The sequence below is a fragment of the Stenotrophomonas sp. CASM101 genome (assembly GCF_049384845.1).
GTDB lineage: Bacteria > Pseudomonadota > Gammaproteobacteria > Xanthomonadales > Xanthomonadaceae > Stenotrophomonas > Stenotrophomonas hibiscicola.
In genome coordinates, this window is record NZ_JBMRFR010000007.1 from 70,598 (window position 1) to 89,216 (window position 18,619).

15 protein-coding genes are annotated in these 18,619 nt (G+C 67.1%); 9 read left to right on the plus strand and 6 right to left on the minus strand.

The genetic code is table 11. The annotated features are described in order from the left end of the window. Window positions 1-42: 42 nt before the first annotated feature. Window positions 43-2,085: a TonB-dependent receptor domain-containing protein gene (locus VG543_RS12100; RefSeq protein WP_423178617.1), complete on the minus strand. Its 2,043-nt coding sequence runs from the start codon at window positions 2,083-2,085 to the stop codon at window positions 43-45. A 494-nt stretch (window positions 2,086-2,579) separates the two neighbouring features. Here VG543_RS12100 and mdoH point away from each other — a divergent pair, with 494 nt between their 5' ends. The 5 genes from mdoH to hemC all read left to right on the plus strand — a co-directional run bounded on the left by mdoH (window position 2,580) and on the right by hemC (window position 8,462). Continuing rightward, window positions 2,580-4,505, plus strand: coding sequence for a glucans biosynthesis glucosyltransferase MdoH (gene mdoH, locus VG543_RS12105; protein WP_019660748.1), 1,926 nt, complete (start codon window positions 2,580-2,582; stop codon window positions 4,503-4,505). Window positions 4,506-4,555: 50 nt separating this feature from the next. After that, complete coding sequence (locus VG543_RS12110; protein WP_019660747.1) at window positions 4,556-5,215, plus strand: alpha/beta hydrolase; 660 nt, start codon at window positions 4,556-4,558, stop codon at window positions 5,213-5,215. A gap of 3 nt (window positions 5,216-5,218) precedes the next feature. Further along, on the plus strand, window positions 5,219-6,262 hold the full coding sequence (locus VG543_RS12115) for a sensor histidine kinase (RefSeq protein WP_423178616.1): 1,044 nt from the start codon (window positions 5,219-5,221) through the stop codon (window positions 6,260-6,262). A gap of 10 nt (window positions 6,263-6,272) precedes the next feature. Next, on the plus strand, window positions 6,273-7,004 hold the full coding sequence (locus tag VG543_RS12120) for a LytR/AlgR family response regulator transcription factor (protein WP_019660745.1): 732 nt from the start codon (window positions 6,273-6,275) through the stop codon (window positions 7,002-7,004). A 546-nt stretch (window positions 7,005-7,550) separates the two neighbouring features. Next, a complete protein-coding gene (gene hemC, locus VG543_RS12125) occupies window positions 7,551-8,462 on the plus strand; it encodes a hydroxymethylbilane synthase (RefSeq protein WP_111099183.1) in 912 nt (303 codons plus the stop codon). 128 nt (window positions 8,463-8,590) lie between these two features. Here hemC and VG543_RS12130 read toward each other — a convergent pair whose 3' ends face one another. Both VG543_RS12130 and VG543_RS12135 read right to left on the minus strand, forming a co-directional pair. Continuing rightward, complete coding sequence (locus VG543_RS12130) at window positions 8,591-9,367, minus strand: DUF481 domain-containing protein (protein ID WP_019660743.1); 777 nt, start codon at window positions 9,365-9,367, stop codon at window positions 8,591-8,593. 107 nt (window positions 9,368-9,474) lie between these two features. Further along, a complete protein-coding gene (locus tag VG543_RS12135; RefSeq protein ID WP_069139700.1) occupies window positions 9,475-10,077 on the minus strand; it encodes a hypothetical protein in 603 nt (200 codons plus the stop codon). 80 nt (window positions 10,078-10,157) lie between these two features. Between VG543_RS12135 and VG543_RS12140 the strand changes: the two genes are divergently transcribed. Further along, window positions 10,158-11,129, plus strand: coding sequence for a helix-turn-helix transcriptional regulator (locus tag VG543_RS12140; protein ID WP_019660741.1), 972 nt, complete (start codon window positions 10,158-10,160; stop codon window positions 11,127-11,129). A gap of 26 nt (window positions 11,130-11,155) precedes the next feature. After that, window positions 11,156-11,950 carry a MetQ/NlpA family ABC transporter substrate-binding protein gene (locus VG543_RS12145; RefSeq protein ID WP_134730010.1) on the plus strand — a complete coding sequence of 265 codons (795 nt, stop codon included), beginning with the start codon at window positions 11,156-11,158 and terminating at the stop codon, window positions 11,948-11,950. A gap of 179 nt (window positions 11,951-12,129) precedes the next feature. Here VG543_RS12145 and glpK read toward each other — a convergent pair whose 3' ends face one another. The 3 genes from glpK to VG543_RS12160 all read right to left on the minus strand — a co-directional run bounded on the left by glpK (window position 12,130) and on the right by VG543_RS12160 (window position 15,992). After that, on the minus strand, window positions 12,130-13,629 hold the full coding sequence (gene glpK, locus VG543_RS12150) for a glycerol kinase GlpK (protein ID WP_423178615.1): 1,500 nt from the start codon (window positions 13,627-13,629) through the stop codon (window positions 12,130-12,132). 36 nt (window positions 13,630-13,665) lie between these two features. Further along, the gene (gene glpD / locus VG543_RS12155; protein ID WP_423178614.1) at window positions 13,666-15,162 is read right to left on the minus strand and encodes a glycerol-3-phosphate dehydrogenase; all 1,497 of its coding nucleotides are present in this window, start codon (window positions 15,160-15,162) and stop codon (window positions 13,666-13,668) included. 194 nt (window positions 15,163-15,356) lie between these two features. Then, on the minus strand, window positions 15,357-15,992 hold the full coding sequence (locus VG543_RS12160) for an OmpW/AlkL family protein (RefSeq protein ID WP_019660737.1): 636 nt from the start codon (window positions 15,990-15,992) through the stop codon (window positions 15,357-15,359). A 186-nt stretch (window positions 15,993-16,178) separates the two neighbouring features. Between VG543_RS12160 and VG543_RS12165 the strand changes: the two genes are divergently transcribed. After that, on the plus strand, window positions 16,179-16,694 hold the full coding sequence (locus VG543_RS12165; RefSeq protein WP_423178613.1) for a DNA-deoxyinosine glycosylase: 516 nt from the start codon (window positions 16,179-16,181) through the stop codon (window positions 16,692-16,694). Window positions 16,695-16,861: 167 nt separating this feature from the next. Further along, entirely contained in the window at window positions 16,862-18,571 is a 1,710-nt protein-coding gene (gene aceF / locus VG543_RS12170; RefSeq protein WP_111102934.1) for a dihydrolipoyllysine-residue acetyltransferase, read from the plus strand. Window positions 18,572-18,619 lie beyond the last annotated feature (48 nt).

Below are 18,619 nucleotides of genomic sequence, written 5' to 3' on the forward strand. Positions count from 1 at the left end.
CGCGCTGGCATCACGCCAGCGCGATCACGGCGCGCGCGCGGCTCAGAACCGTGCGGTCATGCTGATGAAGTAGCTGCGCCCAGCGACGAAGTAGTCGGTGGAGCCTTCGGCATACAGCGTCTTGTCGGCCAGGTTGCTGATGCCACCGCGCAGGGTCAGCACCTCGTTGACGTTAAGCGCTGCGGTCAGGTCATACAGCGTGTAGGCCTTGAGGAAGGTCGTCGCCGTGCCGGTCTGCCTGCCGGTGTACTGCGCCGACAGGCTGCTGGATAACACCGTGTTGGGCGTCCAGTCCAGCGACGAATAGCCGGAAAATTCCGGCGTATCGATCAGGTTGCGGCCGGTAGTCAGGTTCCTGGCTTCCTTCATCCAGGTCGCCGAGGTGCGCCAGCGCCAGTGCTCGCCGAAGCGGAAATTGAGGTTGCCTTCCATGCCGCTGGTGCGTGCGCGCTGCACGTTGCTCATCCGTGTCCACCAGATGCCGTTGAACCTGCCCAGCGGTGCGTACTCGATCTTGTTCCTGAAGTCGGTGTGGAAGTAGGTCAGGCCGGCATCGACCAGGTCGTTGCCAAAGCTGATGCCGATCTCGCGGTTGGTGCTGGTTTCCGGGTCCAGGTCCGGGTTTCCGGCCATGTAGCAGCCGCCGCGGGTATAGCCCAGCGGGATCAGCGAGGTGCAGCCACGGCCCCCGGACTGGGTGGCGGCGCTGGGCGAGTTCTCGGTCAGGCTGGGCGCGCGGAAGCCCTTGGAAACGCCACCGCGGATGGTCCATTGCTCGGCCGGATGCCAGACCAGGTAGGCGCGCGGGCTGACGTGGCCACCGAACTTCTCATGGTGGTCCAGGCGCGCGCCCAGGGTCAGTGCCAGGGTGCGGTGCAGCTTCAGTTCGTCTTCTACGAACAGGGCCCAGGTATCCACTTCCAGATCGGAACCGCTGACGGCATTGCCGGCATAGTCGATCGGCGCGCGGCCGATGGTATCGGTGTTGGTCAGTTCCTGACGCTTCCACTGGCCGCCCACGGCAAACTGGTGTTCAACGCCGAGGGTGAACGGCGTGGTCAGGTTGCCCTCGATGATCGTATCTGTTGCTTCGGAACGGCCGGTAGCACCGATGTTGTTCCTGTACTCGGTAGAGTACGCACTGATCTTCGAATTGCCGAAGCTCCACTTGCCATTGTGGTTGAGCGCCAGCGAGCTGCGCTTGAGCTCACTGGCACCCCACGCGCTTTCATCCTGCTTTTCCAGCGACGCATCGATGAAGGCCTGCTGCACGCCATGGCCGGCTTCCAGCGACAGCGCCTGTGCGTCGCTCAGGTTCCACTGCAGCAGCGCGTCGACATTGCGGTCCTTCTCGCCCGCATAGGCATTGCCGTAGACACCGCCGTTGGAGCGGTCCGAATCGCGGCGCATGCTGTTGGCGCCGATGCGCAGGCCAAAGCGCTCGCCGAGCGGGCCGGAGAACGTTGCGCCGATCTGCTGGGTATCGCCGCGCTTGCCGTCAGCGGGGCGGGTGTAGCTGTGGGTGGCGCTGCCGCTCCAGTCATCACCGATGCGCTTGGTGATGATGTTGATCACCCCGCCCATGGCATCGGAGCCATACAGCGACGACATCGGCCCGCGCACCACTTCGATGCGTTCGATCTGCTCCGGCGAGATCCAGTTCAGATCCTGACGGCCGAGGTCGGGGCGGTAGTTGGTCGACGCCGAGCTGCCCATGCGCTTGCCGTCCACCAGCACCAGCGTGTAGTTCGACGGTATGCCGCGCAGCTTGATCTTGGACTGCTCGCCGACCGCGCTGAGGCCACCGGTCACGCCCGGCACACGGCTGAGCAGGGTGGCCAGGTCGTGCACCGGCTGACGTTCGATGTCCTCGCGGCTGATTACGCTGATGCTGGCCGGGGCATCCTTGATCCATTGCTGGTTGCCCGAGGCGGTAACCACCACGGTATCCAGATTCGTGGTGGAGGCATCGGCGCTGGCCTCTGCGGCAGCCATGCCGGGCAGGCCAAGCAGGCAGGCGGCGGCCAGGGCGCTGGCCAAGCGGGTGCGCGGCGGGCGCGCGGGACGGGAACGGGACAGGGGCATGATGGCTTCCATCGGAGGAGGGAGACCCGATGGAGGCAGCAGGCGCACGCAGACAGCGGGCAGCTCCCTTCCATGGGTCGTACGGCGCCGGGGCTGGAACCGGCGCAGCTGGGTGGGTTTTGACCGTGCGGACGACGGCAACCTGCCTGGTTCATGAAATGATAACCGTTCGCATTTGTTACGATCCAGCACAGGAGGCGACGAGGTGGCATCCGATACCTGGCTGCCAGACTCGCCTGCTGTTTGCTGAATGGGGATAAATCCCGGCGTAGGCCTTCGCACCCGGCTTACATCCGGCGCCCTAGACTGGGCCGCATTTTCGATTCCGCCCTGTTGGAGATCGTGTGGGTTCCGGTAGTGACAGACAGCGACTGCGCGGCGTGAGGCCGACGCAGCCAGGACAAGTGCGGGCGCCGGGAAAGCGCGCCGGGAACCTTGGTGCATGCAGCCCGGCCGGGATGGCCGGCCGTGCCGACCGCGCGGAGTAGGCGGCAATGGGGGTGCAGACCATCCATGCGGAAGCGGATACGCCCCGGCTTGATGCCGGCTGGGCGCTGCTGCCGGTGGAATCGCCGTTGCAGATGCCCGAGCAGACCCTGCGCGAGGGCCATCTGAAGGTTCGACGCCACCGCACCTCGCCGCGGCTGATCGGCCTGCGCCGGTTCTACATCTTCGGCGGCACGCTGGCGATGACCGCCATCGCTACCCGGATGATGTGGCGGGTGCTGTCGGCCAACGGCATCAGCGTGCTTGAAGCCTGCCTGCTGGTGCTGTTCGTCGGCCTGTTCGCCTGGATTGCGCTGTCGTTCGCCAGTGCCGTGGCCGGCTTCCTGACGGCGGTGTTCGACCGGGGTTACCGGCTGGGCATCGATCCGGACAAGCCGCTGCCTACGGTACACAGCCGCACCGCGCTGCTGATGCCAACCTACAACGAAGACCCGCGCCGCCTGCTGGCGGGCCTGCAGGCGATCTACGAGTCGGTGGCGGCCACCGGCCAGCTCGACCGCTTCGACTTCTTCGTGCTCAGCGACACCCGCCGCGAGGACATCGCCGGTGCCGAGGAACAGGTGTTTGCCGAACTGCGCGAGCGTGTACCTGATGGCCGGGTGCGGCTGTTCTACCGCCGCCGTGGCGACAACAGCGGGCGCAAGGCCGGCAACATCGCCGACTGGGTGCGCCGCTTCGGAGGCGCCTACCCGCAGATGCTGATCCTGGACGCCGACAGCCTGATGACCGGCGACAGCATCGTGCGCCTGGTGGCCGGCATGGAACACAACGCCGACGTCGGCCTGATCCAGACCCTGCCGTCGGTGATCGGTGGCCGTACCCTGTTCGCGCGCATGCAGCAGTTCGGTGGCCGCGTGTACGGGCCGGTGATTGCGCGTGGCGTGGCCTGGTGGCATGGCGCCGAGAGCAACTATTGGGGCCACAATGCCATCATCCGCACCCGCGCCTTCGCAGACCACGCCGGCCTGCCAGCGCTACCAGGACGCAAGCCGTTCGGCGGCCATGTGCTCAGCCATGACTTCGTCGAAGCGGCGCTGATGCGGCGTGGTGGCTGGGCCGCGCACATGGTGCCCTACCTGGGTGGCAGCTACGAGGAAGGCCCTCCGACACTGACTGACCTGCTGGTGCGCGACCGCCGCTGGTGCCAGGGCAACCTTCAACACGGCAAGGTGGTCGGCAGCCGTGGCCTGCACTGGATCAGCCGCACGCACATGCTGATCGGCATCGGCCATTACTTCACCGCGCCGATGTGGGCGATGCTGATGCTGATCGGCATCGCCATTCCATTGTTCCAGGAAGGCATTGATTTCAACGCCCTGCTGCACCTGTCGCCCAGCGTTTACTGGCGCGCACAGGACGAAGAACAGGTGGTTCGCCTGTTCGCTGCCACCATGGCCGTGCTGCTGCTGCCCAAGGTGCTGGGGTACCTGGCAATGCTTCTGGAGCCGGTCGACCGTCGTGGCTGTGGTGGCGCGATCCGCGCGTTCGTTTCGATGCTGGTGGAAACCGTACTGGCCGCGCTGATGGCGCCGGTGGTGATGTACGTGCAGTCGCGCGGCGTCGCCGAAGTGCTGTCCGGGCGCGATTCCGGCTGGGACGCGCAGCAGCGTGACGACGGTGGTATCTCGTGGCTGGCGCTGATCCGCGGCTATGGCGGCCTCGGCGTATTCGGTGCCTTCATGGGCGTGCTGGCCTGGGCCGTATCGCCGTCGCTGGCCGCGTGGATGGCGCCGGTGGTGATCGGCATGGTGCTGGCGGTCCCGGTGGTGGCGCTGACGTCATCGCGCGGGCCGGGTACCTTCCTGCATCGGCTTGGCCTGCTCGATATCCCCGAAGAGAACATCCCGCCGCCGGTGCTGGTACGCGCTGCACAGCTGCGCCGGGAAGCGGCCGAACAACCGCCGCTGTACTGATCGCCCGGCGGCAGCGGCATAATGCGGCTCGAACTTGAAGGAGCCACATCATGCTGCAAACGGTGGAACAGGAAACCGGCGCCTCGCCGCAGTGGTCGGTGATCTGGCTGCACGGCCTTGGCGCCGACGGTCACGACTTCGCGCCGATCGTGCCGGAGCTGGTGCGTCCGCACTGGCCAGCGCTGCGCTTCGTGTTCCCGCATGCGCCGGTGCGGCCGATCACGATCAACAACGGCGTGCCGATGCGCGGCTGGTACGACATCGTCGGCATGGATTTCCGCTCGCGCGCCGACATGGCCGGCGTGCAGGACTCGGTACTGCAGCTGGATGCGCTGATCGCGCGTGAGATCGAGCGCGGCATCGCTCCGGAGAAGATCTTCCTGGCCGGTTTCTCGCAGGGTGGCGCGATCATCCTGACCGCCGCACTGTCACGCACGGCGCCACTGGCCGGCCTGATTGCACTGTCCACCTACCTGCCCGAGGCCGAGAGCGCCAAGCGCGCTGACGGTGCGGTGCAGGTGCCGGTGTTCATGGCCCATGGCAGCAGCGACCCGGTGATTCCGCAGGCGGTGGCCGTACACAGCGCGCAGGCCCTGCAGGCGATGGGCCTGGAGGTGGAGTGGCACAGCTATCCGATGGCCCACCAGGTCTGCGCCGAAGAAATCCAGGCGCTGGGTGACTGGTTGCAGGAACGCCTGGGCGCTGCCTGAGCCATGTCACCGGCCAGCGCCCCGCCGTGGATGCCGGAACTGTGCCGCCTGCCGCGGCTGGCGGCGATGCTCGGCCTGGCCGAGCTGGTGGTGGTGGTACTGGCGCTGGCGCCCGACGGTAGCCGTCACTGGACCTTCGGCGAACTGCTGTCGGCCAGCGGCTTCGCGTTGTGGCTTGCGCTGGCGGTGACCGCCAGCCTGTGCCTGCTGCGGCAGGCGCTGTCGAGGCTGCCGCAGGTGCTGGGGGCTGTGGCGGCCATCGCACTGGCGACACTGATCGCGGTGATCTGCGCCGGCATCGTGCATGCGCTGTACGCGGTGCTGGGCGACAACTTCGCCCGCGGCATCAGCTTCTGGCGCTTCACGCTGGGCAGCGCGGCCACCACCGCGCTGATCACCGCGCTGGCCCTGCGCTATTTCTACGTGAGTGACCGCTGGGCCGCGCAGGTGCAGGCCAACGCACGCGCACAGGCCGATGCGCTGCAGGCGCGGATCCGCCCCCATTTCCTGTTCAACAGCATGAACCTGATCGCCAGCCTGCTGCATCGCGATCCGGCGGTGGCCGAGCGTGCGGTGCTGGACCTGTCCGATCTGTTCCGTGCGGCGCTGGGGGCGGGCGAGGGCGATTCCACCCTGCGTGACGAATGCGAGCTGGCCGAGCGCTACCTGTCGATTGAATCACTGCGCCTGGGCGAGCGTCTGCAGGTGCGCTGGCAGCGCGATGAGCCGCTGCCCTGGAATCTTCCCCTGCCTCGCCTGGTACTGCAGCCGCTGGTGGAGAACGCCGTGCTGCATGGCATCTCGCGGCTGCCCGAGGGCGGCACCATCGAGCTGCAGCTGGTGCGCGAGGGCAACGAGCTGCAGATCCGCGTGCGCAACCCGGCGCCCGACCCGCAGGCGCCCGGACTGGCCCTGGCGCGCGGTGCCGGCCATGCCCAGCACAGCATCGGCCATCGGCTGGCCTGGCGTTTCGGCAGGGCCGCGCGGATGACGGCTGGCTGGAGCGAGGGCTACTATGCCTGCCAGGTGACAGTGCCGATCCAGTGAGGGAGCGATCGTGAGGGTAGTCATCGCCGATGACGAACCGCTGGCGCGCGAGCGCCTGCGCAGCCTGTTGTCCGCGCAGGACGGCGTGGTCGTGGTGGCCGAGGCCGGTAACGGCGAGCAGGCCCTGCACGCGTGCGCGGAGCTGCAGCCGGACCTGGTCCTGCTGGATATCGCCATGCCCGGGCTGGATGGCCTGGAAGCGGCCCGTCATCTGGCCAGCTTCGAACCCCGGCCGGCGGTGGTGTTCTGCACCGCCTACGATGCGCATGCGCTGTCGGCGTTCGAGGCTGCGGCGATCGACTATCTGATGAAACCAGTGCGCGCCGAACGCCTGGCGGCGGCGATTGCACGCGCACGCACGTTCCTGGCCGGCCGTGATGGCCAGCCGCAGGACCATCGTGGGCAACAGGCACGGAGCATGCTGTGCGCACGCCTGCGCGGCAGCCTGCGGCTGATCCCGCTGGACGACATCCACTACCTGCAGGCCGAAGAGAAGTACGTGGTGGTGCACCACGCACGTGGAGAAGACTTGATCGAAGAGTCACTGAAGTCGCTGGAAGAGGAGTTCGCCAGCCGCTTCATCCGCATCCATCGCAACTGCCTGGTGGCACGCCATGAGCTGGTGGAGCTGCGTCGTGGCACGGGCGGCCAGGTGCAGGCGATGCTGCGCCATGGCAAGCAACCGCTGGAAGTCAGCCGCCGCTGCGTGGCGACGCTGAAGCAGGAACTGCGGCATCTGTGAGTGGTCCGCGCGGCCTGCGGCCGCGACTGCTTTCAGGTCAACAGCAACAGCAACAGCAACTTGGTCGGCTCTGTATTGCGGCGGGTGTGGCGGAACGGTGTGGACATGCAGGGGACGCCGTGAACCCATCCATGGGGGCTTGGTCGCCGCATCCATGCGGCTCACACCCCTGCATGCCCACACCGTTCCGCCTTCGACAGATTTCAGCGTCGGACGGCAAAGGTATTGTTGTTATCGGAGGGGTAGAGGAATGTAGAGTCGAGCCATGCTCGACTTAGAGCGAAGCGACCCGCTGTTGCTCTGCTTTTCTTTTGATCTTCCGTGGCTGGCGCACACGGAAACTGTCAGAGGCCGGGCGGGGTGGGCTGCGCAGGGGCGTGAGCCGCATGGATGCGGCGACCGAGCTTACATGGACGTACTTGCAGCGGCCCCTGCGCAGTCCATCCCGCCCGGCCCAGCACGGCTGTTGCTTCAACCATACCCCCAGCCAGCCACGAGGGGCTCCGCCGTTGGCCGTATCCGCGCCGAAGGCGCGATAATGACCGGATGGAAACCGTCCGCATCGCCACCCGCAAGAGCCCGCTCGCCCTCTGGCAGAGCGAACACGTCGCTGACCGCCTGCGCCAGGCCCATCCCGGCCTGCATGTGGAACTGGTGCCGATGAGCACCCGCGGTGACGAGGTGCTCGACCGCTCGCTGGCCGCGATCGGTGGCAAGGGCCTGTTCCTGAAGGAACTGGAGCTGGCCATGCTGCGCGGTGAGGCCGACTGCGCCGTGCATTCTTTGAAGGACGTGCCGATGGAACTGGACGAGCCGTTCGCGCTGCCGGCAATCCTGCCCCGACACGATCCGGCCGATGGCTTCGTCTCCAACCTGTACGCCTCGCTGGACGCGCTGCCGATCGGCGCGCGGGTCGGGACCTCGTCGCTGCGCCGCCAGGCCCAGCTGCGCGCGCTGCGCCCGGACCTGGAGCTGCTCGACCTGCGCGGCAACGTCAACACCCGCCTGGCCAAGCTCGACAACGGCGGCTACGACGCGATCGTGCTGGCCGTGGCCGGCCTGGAGCGCCTGGGCCTGGGTGAGCGCATCGTCGCGCGCCTGCAACCGCCGCAGTGGTTGCCGGCCCCGGCGCAGGGCGCGGTGGCGGTGGAGTGCGATGGCGGCAATGCGCACCTGAGGGCGCTGTTCGGCCAGCTTGATGACGCGGCTACCCGTGCCTGCGTGGAAGCCGAGCGGGCAATGAACCGTGCGCTGCATGGCAGCTGCCATGTGCCGGTGGCGGCCATCGCGCAGTGGCAGGGCGACGACCTGCACCTGCAGGGGCTGGTTGGCAGCGCCAGCGATGGCCGTGCGGTGCGTGCCGAGGCGGTGGGCCCGGCCAATGCCCCGGAAGCGCTGGGCCAGCGCGTGGCGAACATGCTGCTGGACGATGGCGCCGGCGAACTGCTGAACGCCTGAGCCCCGATGTCTGTAGAGCCGAGCCATGCTCGGCTGCTCTTCGCCGGGAAAATCCCGGGCTTCGCGCTCAAGTCGAGCATGGCTCGACTCTACAAAAACGAAACGGGCGCCCTCGGCGCCCGTTCTGCTTATTTGAACTTGTAGACCACGTTCATCGTGGTCAGCGTATCGGTCTTGCGCTTGTCGACAGCGACGTCGCTGTTGTAACGCGCCTGCCAACCGGCCTTCAGCGCCAGGTGCTCGTTCATGCTCACCGAGACACCGAAGTCGTTCTGGCCGAAGGTGTTGTACGAACCGGACTCGACCAGCAGCGTGTTCACCAGATCGGTGTTGTCGGTCAGCGAGTACTTCATGTCGAACAGGCCACGGCCGATCATGCCGGTGCGGGTGCGGTCGTCCTCGGTGCTGTGGGTGCGGCGCACACCGGGACCGATCTGCGCATCGAACGAGAAGCGCTCGGTGTTCCACAGGCGGGTGCCGTAACCCAGGCCGAACGAGCTCTGGCGGTCGTAGGTGGCGAAGTCATCGCGCTCGGTACGCACCGTGGCGGTCAGCTGGCGGTGCTCGCCCAGCTGCAGCGCGCTGCCGGCACTGCCGGTGTAGCGATTGGCCGTGGTGTTGTTGCGGCGGGTGGTGGTGCCGTCATCGCGGGTCTCGGTCACCTTGGAGCTGGAGCGCAGGCCGGCCAGGTCCATGCTGTGAACCCAGTCGCCGTCGGTGTAGCGAAGGCGCAGGCGGCCGTTGAAGCTCTCGGTGCTGCTGTTGCCGCGTGCCGAAGCGAAGCCGAGCTCGCCGCCACTGCCGCTCCACGGCGAGGACATCGCCGCCAGTTCGGAGGCATCCTGTGCGTACGCGAGCGGCGCGCACAGCAGCAGGGGGATCAGCAGGGACACGCGCAGGAACATCGGGACTACTCCGAAGCGGTTGACAGCCGGTGATGATACTGGAAGCGTGATGGCGGTCCGAATCGATCCAAACGCCCGCTTCAGCAGACGTTGCCGCGACCGCCCATTCAGGGCAGATCGACGCGCAACGCCGGGTCGTTGAAGCGCGAATAGCGCAGCCGCAGCTGGAAACTGCGGCCATTGCTGCTGCCGCTGCGCACGATCTGGCGTGGCAGGCCCTGGGCATCCACCCAGTACTCCAGGCGTTCGCCGGGCTGGTTTCCGCGCAGCCGGTAGTGACGGGTCTCGACCCCGTCCAGCGCCTGGCTGCCGAGATCTTCGGCCTTCAGGTCGGCGGGCAGGGCGTCGGCCGGCAGCGGGTTGCGCCACTGCTCGAGCAGGCCGGGCGGGGCCGGCACCTGGCGGATCGCACCGTCGGCCTGCAGGAACAGGGTGTCGCCGATGATGGTCTGCGGCCCGGCCGGGGTCTCCACCCGGAAACGGTCGGGTGCAACGAAGTCCATGGCGCTGCGTACCCGCTGCGGCGCGCCCAGCACTTCCAGTTCGGCGTGGAAGCTGCGCAGGGCGGCGAAACGCTGGCTGGCGCCCAGCACCGCCTGTGCCGGATCGGCGGCGGGTACCGGGGCCTCGGTGCCCGCCGGCGCCGGCGCGCGATCGCAGGCGGCCAGCAGCAGGCAGGCCAGCAGGGACAGGGCAGGCAACCGGCGCATCGGGCATTCCATGGGGTGGGGGCGACCACGATAGCCCAAACGTCCCACACAAGACCCGCGACTCGGACATAATCGGGGGTATGGACCGATACGAACGCATCACCGCCCTGCATCGTCTGCTCAAGTCCGCGCGCTATCCGGTAACGGTGGCGACCCTGCAGGACAAGCTCGGTTGTTCCCGTGCCACCGTCTACCGCGACCTGGCCTTCCTGCGCGATGCGCTGATGGCACCGATCGAGGGCGACGGCGAGGCAGGCTTCCGTTACCAGGCCGACGAGAGCGACCGCTTCGAACTGCCTGGCCTATGGCTCAGCTCGGAGGAGCTGCATGCCCTGCTGGCTTCGCAACACCTGCTGGCGCGCACCGGCGGTGGCGTGCTGTCGTCGGTGCTGGCGCCGCTGCAGCAGCGCATCGAGAGCCTGCTGGCGGCCCAGGCGGGCGTGTCCAGCTGGCCGGTGGACCGCGTGCGGGTGATTCCGCACCGTGGCCGCAAGTTTGACGAAGGCAGCTTCCGCAGCGTTGCCTCGGCCGTGCTGGAGCGCCGCCAGCTGGCGTTCGAGTACCGTGCCCGTTCCACCGACGAGCCGACCAAGCGTACCGTCTCGCCGCAGCGCCTGACCCATTATCGCGACAACTGGTATCTGGATGCCTGGGACCATGACCGCGAGGCGCTGCGCAGTTTCGCCGTGGACCGCATCCACAAGGCACGGGTGATCGACAGCACCGCCCGCGATGTCGCCGACAGCGAGCTGGACGAGCAGCTCGGCGCCAGCTATGGCATTTTTTCTGGTGCGCCGAAGGGCTGGGCGACCATCCTGTTCAGCGCCAAGGCCGCGCGCTGGGTGGCCGACGAGCACTGGCATTCCAAGCAGCAGGGCCGCTTCCTGGCCGATGGCCGCTACGAACTGAAGGTGCCGTACAGCGTCTCGCGCGAGCTGCTGATGGACGTGCTGCACTATGGTTCGGATGCCGAGATCATCGAGCCGGTGATGCTGCGCGAGCAGGCCAAGGCGCTGCTCGAGCTGGCCCTGAGCAACTACGAAAAATCCTGACACTCCCCCCGAGAACCCTTCCGCCCATGAAGAAGACCCTGTTGCTGCCCCTGCTCGCCGCTGCGCTGGCCCTGACCGCCTGCGGCACGTCCGGCGAGCCCTCGCAGAAGCTGGTGGTGGCCGCCACGGCCGTGCCGCATGCCGAGATCCTTGAAGTGGTCAAGCCGATCCTCAAGCAGGAAGGCGTGGACCTGGACGTGCGCGTGTTCAACGACTACGTGCAGCCCAACGACCAGCTGGTGCAGAAGCAGGTGGACGCCAACTACTTCCAGACCGAGCCGTACCTGGATGCCTACAACCGCGATCGCAAGACCGATCTGGTGAAGGTGATCGGCGTGCACATCGAACCGTTCGGCGCCTATTCGCGCAAGGTCAAGTCGCTGGCCGAGCTGCGCGAAGGCGCAGATGTGGTGATCCCGAACGACCCGAGCAACAACAGCCGTGCGCTGATCCTGCTGCACAAGGCCGGCGTGATCGAGCTGAAGGATCCGGCCAACGCGCTGTCGACCCTGCGTGACATCACCGCCAACCCGAAGAACCTGAAGTTCCGCGAACTCGACTCGGCGATGCTGCCGCGCGTGCTGGGCCAGGTGGACCTGGCACTGATCAACACCAACTACGCGCTGGATGCCGGCCTCAACCCGACCAAGGACGCTCTGGCGATCGAGAGCAAGGATTCGCCTTACGTGAACTTCCTGGTCGCGCGCCCGGACAACAAGGACGACGCCCGTGTGCAGAAACTGGCCAAGGCCCTGACCAGTCCGCAGGTGAAGGCCTTCATCGAGACCAAGTACAAGGGCGCGGTGCTGCCGGCGTTCTGATTGCGGCTGATCTGTTGATTTGAACGGTGGGTGTCGACCTTCGTCGACACTGCCTTCCCTGTAGAGCCGAGCCCACGCTCGGCTCTGCTGTTTCCGGCATTTCACCGGCGGCGGCCGAGCATGGCTCGGCTCTACCGTGTCACTCCACGTGTGCCGCAGCAGGGCAGGGCATTGCAGTTTCAATCGACGTGGAAGGCGAGGGTGGCGGCCACCGCCTGCTGCCATCCGGCATACAGTTTCTCGCGCTGGGCCACGTCCATCTGTGGCTCGAAGCGCCGGTCCAGGCCCCACTGCGCGGTGATCTGTTCGCGGCTGGACCAGAACCCGACGGCCAGGCCGGCCAGATAGGCCGCACCGAGCGCGGTGGTTTCGGTCAACCGCGGCCGCAGCAGCGGCACACCGAGGATGTCTGCCTGGAAGCTGGCCAGGAAGTCGTTGCCGATCGCACCGCCATCGGCGCGCAGTTCGGTCAGCGCGATACCGGCATCGGACTGCATTGCATCGAGCACGTCGCGGGTCTGGTAGGCCATCGCTTCCAGCGCGGCGCGCACGAAATGCGCCTTGCGGGTACCGCGGGTCAGGCCGAACATCGCGCCGCGCACATCGCTGCGCCAATAGGGCGCGCCGAGGCCGACAAACGCCGGCACCAGGTAGGCGCCGCCACTGTCGGGTACCTGTGCGGCCAGCGCCTGGCTGTCGCTGGCGCGTTCGATCATACGCAGTCCGTCGCGCAGCCACTGCACCACCGAGCCGGCGATGAAGATCGACCCCTCCAGCGCATACTCCACGCGCCCGTCCAGGCCCCAGGCAATGGTGGTCAGCAGGCCGTTGCGCGACCGCACCGCCTGCGCGCCGGTGTGCATCAGCATGAAGCAGCCGGTGCCGTAGGTGTTCTTGACCATGCCCGGCTGGAAGCAGGCCTGGCCGAACAGCGCCGCCTGCTGGTCACCGGCGATGCCGGCGATCGGGATCGGGTGGTCGAAGAAGAACTGCGGCCGGGTGTGTGCGTACACCGCACTGGAGTCGCGCACCTGCGGCAGCATCGCGCGCGGGATGTCCAGCAGCGCCAGCAGGTCTTCATCCCAGTCCAGCGTGTGGATGTTGAACAGCAGGGTGCGCGCGGCATTGCTGTAATCGGTCACGTGCGCCTGGCCACCGCTGAGGTTCCACACCAGCCAGCTGTCGATGGTGCCGAACAGGAGCTCGCCACGCTCGGCGCGCTGCTGCGCACCTTCCACGTGGTCGAGGATCCAGCGCACCTTGGTCGCGGAGAAATAGGCGTCGATCAGCAGGCCGGTCCGCTCGCGGACCAGCGCTTCATGCCCGTCGGACTTCAGCCGCTCGCAGATGGCGTGGCTCTGCCGCGATTGCCAGACGATCGCGTTGTGGATGGGCTGGCCGCTGGCGCGGTCCCAGACCACGGTGGTTTCGCGCTGGTTGGTGATGCCCAGCGCAGCGATATGGCGCGGATCGATCTGTTCGCGGCTGAGCAGTTCGGTCAGCGTGGCGTAGACGCTGGTAAGGATCTCGCGCGGGTCATGCTCGACCCAGCCGGGCTGGGGGAAGATCTGTGCGAATTCGCGCTGTGCACTGCCGACGATGTCGCCGGCACGGTCGAACAGGATCGCGCGCGAACTGGTGGTGCCCTGGTCGATGGCCAGCACGTAGCGGGGCGTCATGCAGCGTCTCCGGTAGAGCGGTCGGGGTAAGGTACCTCAGCTTCCTGCAGAGCCGGCTTGCTCCATCCACGCCTGCAGCCGTGCCACCTGCGCCGCGTCCAGCCGCAACCCCAGCTTGCTCCGCCGCCACAGCACGTCCTCGGCATTCGAGGCCCATTCGTGCTCACGCAGGAAAGCGACTTCCCGCGCGTGCAGGCCGCCGCCAAAGTCTTCGCCAAGATCGTTCACACCCTGCAGGCCATGCAGCAGCTCCGCGCTGCGGCTGCCGTAGGCGTCGGCCCAGCGGCGTGCCATTTCCTCGGGCAACCACGGTGCCAGCAACTGCAGGCGCGAGCACGCCTGCGTGGCGTCGCCCCAGTCGCTGCCAGGCAGCGGGTCTCCGCCTGCCGTCCACGCCGGGCCCATCTGCGGCAGCGCTGGCCGCAGCAGCTCCAGCGCTTCCTCGGCCAGCACCCGGTAGGTGGTGAGCTTGCCTCCCAGCACGTGCAGCGCCGGTGCCGGGTGGGACTGCAACTGCAGGCGGTAATCACGGCTGAGTCGTGCCGCACGCGGATCGGGATCGGCCAGCAACGGGCGTACGCCAGCGAACCGCCAGGCCACCTCCTCCGCTGCGATGGGATCACGCAGGTAGCGATTGGCCGCATCACACAGGTACGTCACCTCCGCAGGGAGCACGCTGCAGCGCGCCGGGTCACCGCGATAGTCGGTGTCGGTGGTGCCGACCAGCAGGTGGTCGTGGGCGAAGGGCAGAAGGAACACCACGCGCCCATCGGGCTGCTGCAGCAGGCAGGCGCTGTCGCTGGGCCAGGGGCGGCGCAGCACGATGTGGCTGCCCTGCACCAGGCGCAGCGCGGGGCCATCGCCGCGCCCCTGCATCTGTTCCAGCAGGCCGCCGGCCCACGGACCAGCCGCATTGGCAACGGCGCGCGCAGTCACCGGGTGCGGCTGGCCATCGGCGGATTCCAGAACGGCCTGCCATCGGCCGTGAACGGGGCGCAGGTCGATGCAGCGGCTGCGGACCCGCACCTGTGCGCCGCGCTGCGCGGCATCCAGGGCGTTGAGCAGCACCAGCCGCGCGTCATCGACCTGCGCATCGGCGTAGCTGAAGCCGATGCGCAGCGAGGGGGAGAGCCAGCGACCCAGCGGATCGCGTTGCAGGTCCAGTGCGTGCGATGCGGGAAACGCAGGGCTGCGCCGGCCCAGATGGTCGTACAGCCACAGTCCCGCGCGCAGCATCCAGCGCGGGCGCAGGTGCGGTTCCCAGGGCAGGACGAAACGCAGAGGATGGACCAGGTGAGGGGCTTGCCGGCGTACCGTCTCACGCTCACCCAGCGCTTTGCGCACCAGGCCGAATTCGCCCTGTTCGAGGTAGCGAAGGCCGCCATGGACCAGTTTGCTGCTGGCACTGGAGGTATGCGCGGCGAGGTCATGCTGTTCGCACAGCAGGACGCGCAGTCCGCGTCCGCTGGCATCACGGGCGATGCCGGTGCCGTTGATGCCGCCACCGATCACCAGCAGGTCGACTTCCTCCATCGCGCCTTCGCACCCTGTTTGTCTAGAGCCGAGCCCATGCTCGGCTGCTTTCCCGATAGTCGAGCATGGGCTCGACTCTACATAAAAGCAGCCGAGCATGGGCTCGGCTCTACAGGTGGAACGCGGGTGACGGAAACGACGACGGGCCCCGAAGGGCCCGTCGCGTTACATCAGTGAAGCAGGTGCAGCCTGGATCAGAAGCGGGCGCCGATGCCGAAGCCGACGGTCCACGGATCCATCTTGGCTTCGCCGATCTTTTCGCCGCCAACCTTCACGTCCGGGCGGGCGCGCATGTAGCGGGCGTCGGCACGGGCGAACCAGGTGGAGTTGATGTTCATGTCCACGCCGACGGTACCGATCACGCCCTTGGCATCCTTGAAGCGGATGTCGGTGTCAGCGCCGTTGCCCAGCTTCTCGTTGCTGAAGCTCGACTGGTAGTAGCCTACGCCCACGAACGGGCGGAACACGTTGTCAGCCTGGCCGAAGTGGTACTGGCCGCTCAGCGCGACCGGCTGCTGCTCGACCGAGCCCAGGCGGGCGTTGTTCGGGCCCTTGAACTTGTTTTCGAACTTGTCGGCAGCGCCCCACAGTTCAACGGCCCAGTTATCGTTGATGTAGTAGCTGAAGCTGACGGTCGGCGCCGGGCCGCCATCGGTCTTCTTCACGCCGGTGATCGGGTCGTTCTTCGGTTCCAGCAGCGAGATGCCGCCAACCACGGCAAAATGCTTGCCCGAGGCAGTGTCGGTGCTGCTGCTGTCCTGCGCGAAAGCGGCCGGTGCAAAGGCGGCGGAGGTCAGCAGGGCGAGACTCAGGATACGGATGGAGCGCATGGGGGTATCTCCTAATGTTTCTTGTTTTGGGCCCCCGGTTGCGGGGCGAGCACACCGTAGTCGCCCCAACATGAATCGAATCCGACGCACGTTAAAAAATAGTTTTCCTTGTTCAGCGACGGGTGCGGAATGCCTGTATTCATGGGGTTTTCGGCCCTCGCTGACATTCATGCAGTTGGAGAAGATGTGAGCGAAGCAACGTTGTGCATTGGCCTGCAAGCGCAGGTGAACGTGCAGTGCCGCGTGCTGCTGCTGGGCTCGATGCCAGGCGTGGCGTCGCTGCAGGAGCAGCGCTACTACGCGCATCCGCGCAACCGTTTCTGGCCGTTGATGGCCGATATCTGTGGCTTCAGTGCGGATCTGCCCTATGCAGCGCGGCTGCAGGCGTTGAACACCGCAGGCATCGGCCTGTGGGATGTGATCGGCCGCTGTGAGCGCCGGGGCAGTCTGGATGCGGACATCGTGCGTGGCACGGAAGTGCCCAATGCACTGCCGGAACTGATCGCCGCGTTGCCCGAGCTGAAGCTGGTCGGCTGCAATGGCGCCGCGTCAGCGCAGGCATTCCAGCGTTGGGTGCTGCCACGGTTGGAGGCCCCGCCGAAACGGGTGGTACTGCCGTCGACCAGCCCGGCCAATGCGGCCTGGTCGCTGCCGCGCCTGCGCCAGGCCTGGCAGCCGGTGGCAGACGCACTGGCGACATGAAGCGGACATCGTAGGGACAATACGCTACCGACTGGTGGCAGGCGCAACCCATGGGCAACAGCGTGTCCCGGCTGCGTGCGTACTGAAAACACCTGTAACGGTTGGCGCTGGACCCCGCTGGCCGCACAATAGACGTTTCCCTACACCAGATTGCCGGAGTTATCCCCATGGCCGAAATCAAGGAAGCACTTGTCCCCGATATCGGTGACTACAGCGATATCCCGGTAATCGAGGTGCTTGTCGCCGTCGGCGACACGGTCAAGAAGGACCAGGGGCTGGTGACGCTGGAAAGCGACAAGGCGACCATGGAAGTGCCGTCCTCGGTGGCTGGCGTGGTCAAGGAGCTGAAGGTCAAGGTGGGCGACAGCCTGTCCGAAGGCAAGGTCGTGGCCCTGATCGAAGTGGCTGAAGGCGAAGCGGAAGCCGCCAAGCCGGCGGCTGCCGCGCCGGCGCCGGCCAAGGCCGCTGCCCCGGCTGCCGCTACCCAGAGCGCGCCGGCCCCGGCCGCAGCTGCCCCGGCTGCCAGCGGTGGTGCCGTTGAAGCGCTGGTGCCGGACATCGGCGACTACGCCGGCATTCCGGTCATCGAAGTCCTGGTCGCCGTTGGCGACACGGTCAAGAAGGACCAGGGCCTGGTCACGCTGGAAAGCGACAAGGCCACCATGGAAGTGCCGTCCTCGGTGGCCGGTGTGGTCAAGGAGATCAAGGTCAAGGTCGGCGACAACCTGTCGCAGGGCGATGTGGTTGCGATCATCGAGGCCGAGGGCGCTGCCGCGCCGGCACCGACCAAGGCCGCCGCTGCCGCCGCGCCTGCAGCCGCTGAGACAGCCACCAAGGTCGAGCCGGTCGCCGTGCCGGCGCAGCCGGACAAGCTGGCGGCCCGCGAGATCGCCTCGGCCGGTACCCCGTCCAGCCCGCCGGTGCAGTTCAACGCTGATGGCGTGCTGCCGGCCAAGGTGCCGTATGCCACCCCGGCGGTGCGTGTGTTCGCCCGCGAACTGGGCGTGGACCTGCTGCAGATCAACGGCACCGAGAAGGGCGGCCGCATCACCAAGGCTGACGTGCAGAAGTTCGTCAAGGCCGCGCTCAGCGGTGGCGTGCCGGCTGCCGGTGGTGCTGCCGTCGCTGCCGGTGGTGGCCTGAACCTGCTGCCCTGGCCGAAGGTCGACTTCAGCAAGTTCGGCGAGACCGAAGTCCAGCCGCTGTCGCGCATCAAGAAGATCTCCGGCGCGAACCTGGCCCGCAACTGGGCGATGATCCCGCACGTCACCCAGTTCGACCAGGCCGACATCACCGACCTGGAAGCGCTGCGCGTGGCGCTGAACAAGGAGAACGAGAAGGCCGGCATCAAGCTGACCATGCTTGCTTTCCTGATCAAGGCCAGCGCCGCGGCGCTGAAGAAGTTCCCGGAATTCAACGCCTCGCTCGATGCCAGCGGCGAAAACCTGACCCTGAAGAAGTACTTCCACATCGGCTTCGCCGCCGACACGCCGAACGGCCTGGTCGTGCCGGTGATCCGCGACGTGGACAAGAAGGGCGTGGTGCAGATCGCGCAGGAAACCGGCGAACTGGCCAAGAAGGCGCGCGACGGCAAGCTTGGCCCGGCCGACATGAGCGGCGGCTGCTTCTCGATCAGCTCGCTGGGCGGCATCGGTGGCACCGCGTTCACCCCGATCGTCAATGCACCGGAAGTGGCCATCCTCGGTGTCTCCAAGTCGTCCATCCAGCCGGTCTGGAACGGCAAGGAATTCGCGCCGAAGCTGATGCTGCCGCTGTCGCTGAGCTACGACCACCGCGTCATCGACGGCGCTCTGGCCGCACGCTTCACCACGTACCTGTCGCAGGTACTGGCCGACATGCGCCGCGTGCTGCTGTAAGGCACCGCTTCGCCCCCACCGTGCGGCCGCAGCCCCTGGCGCGGCCGC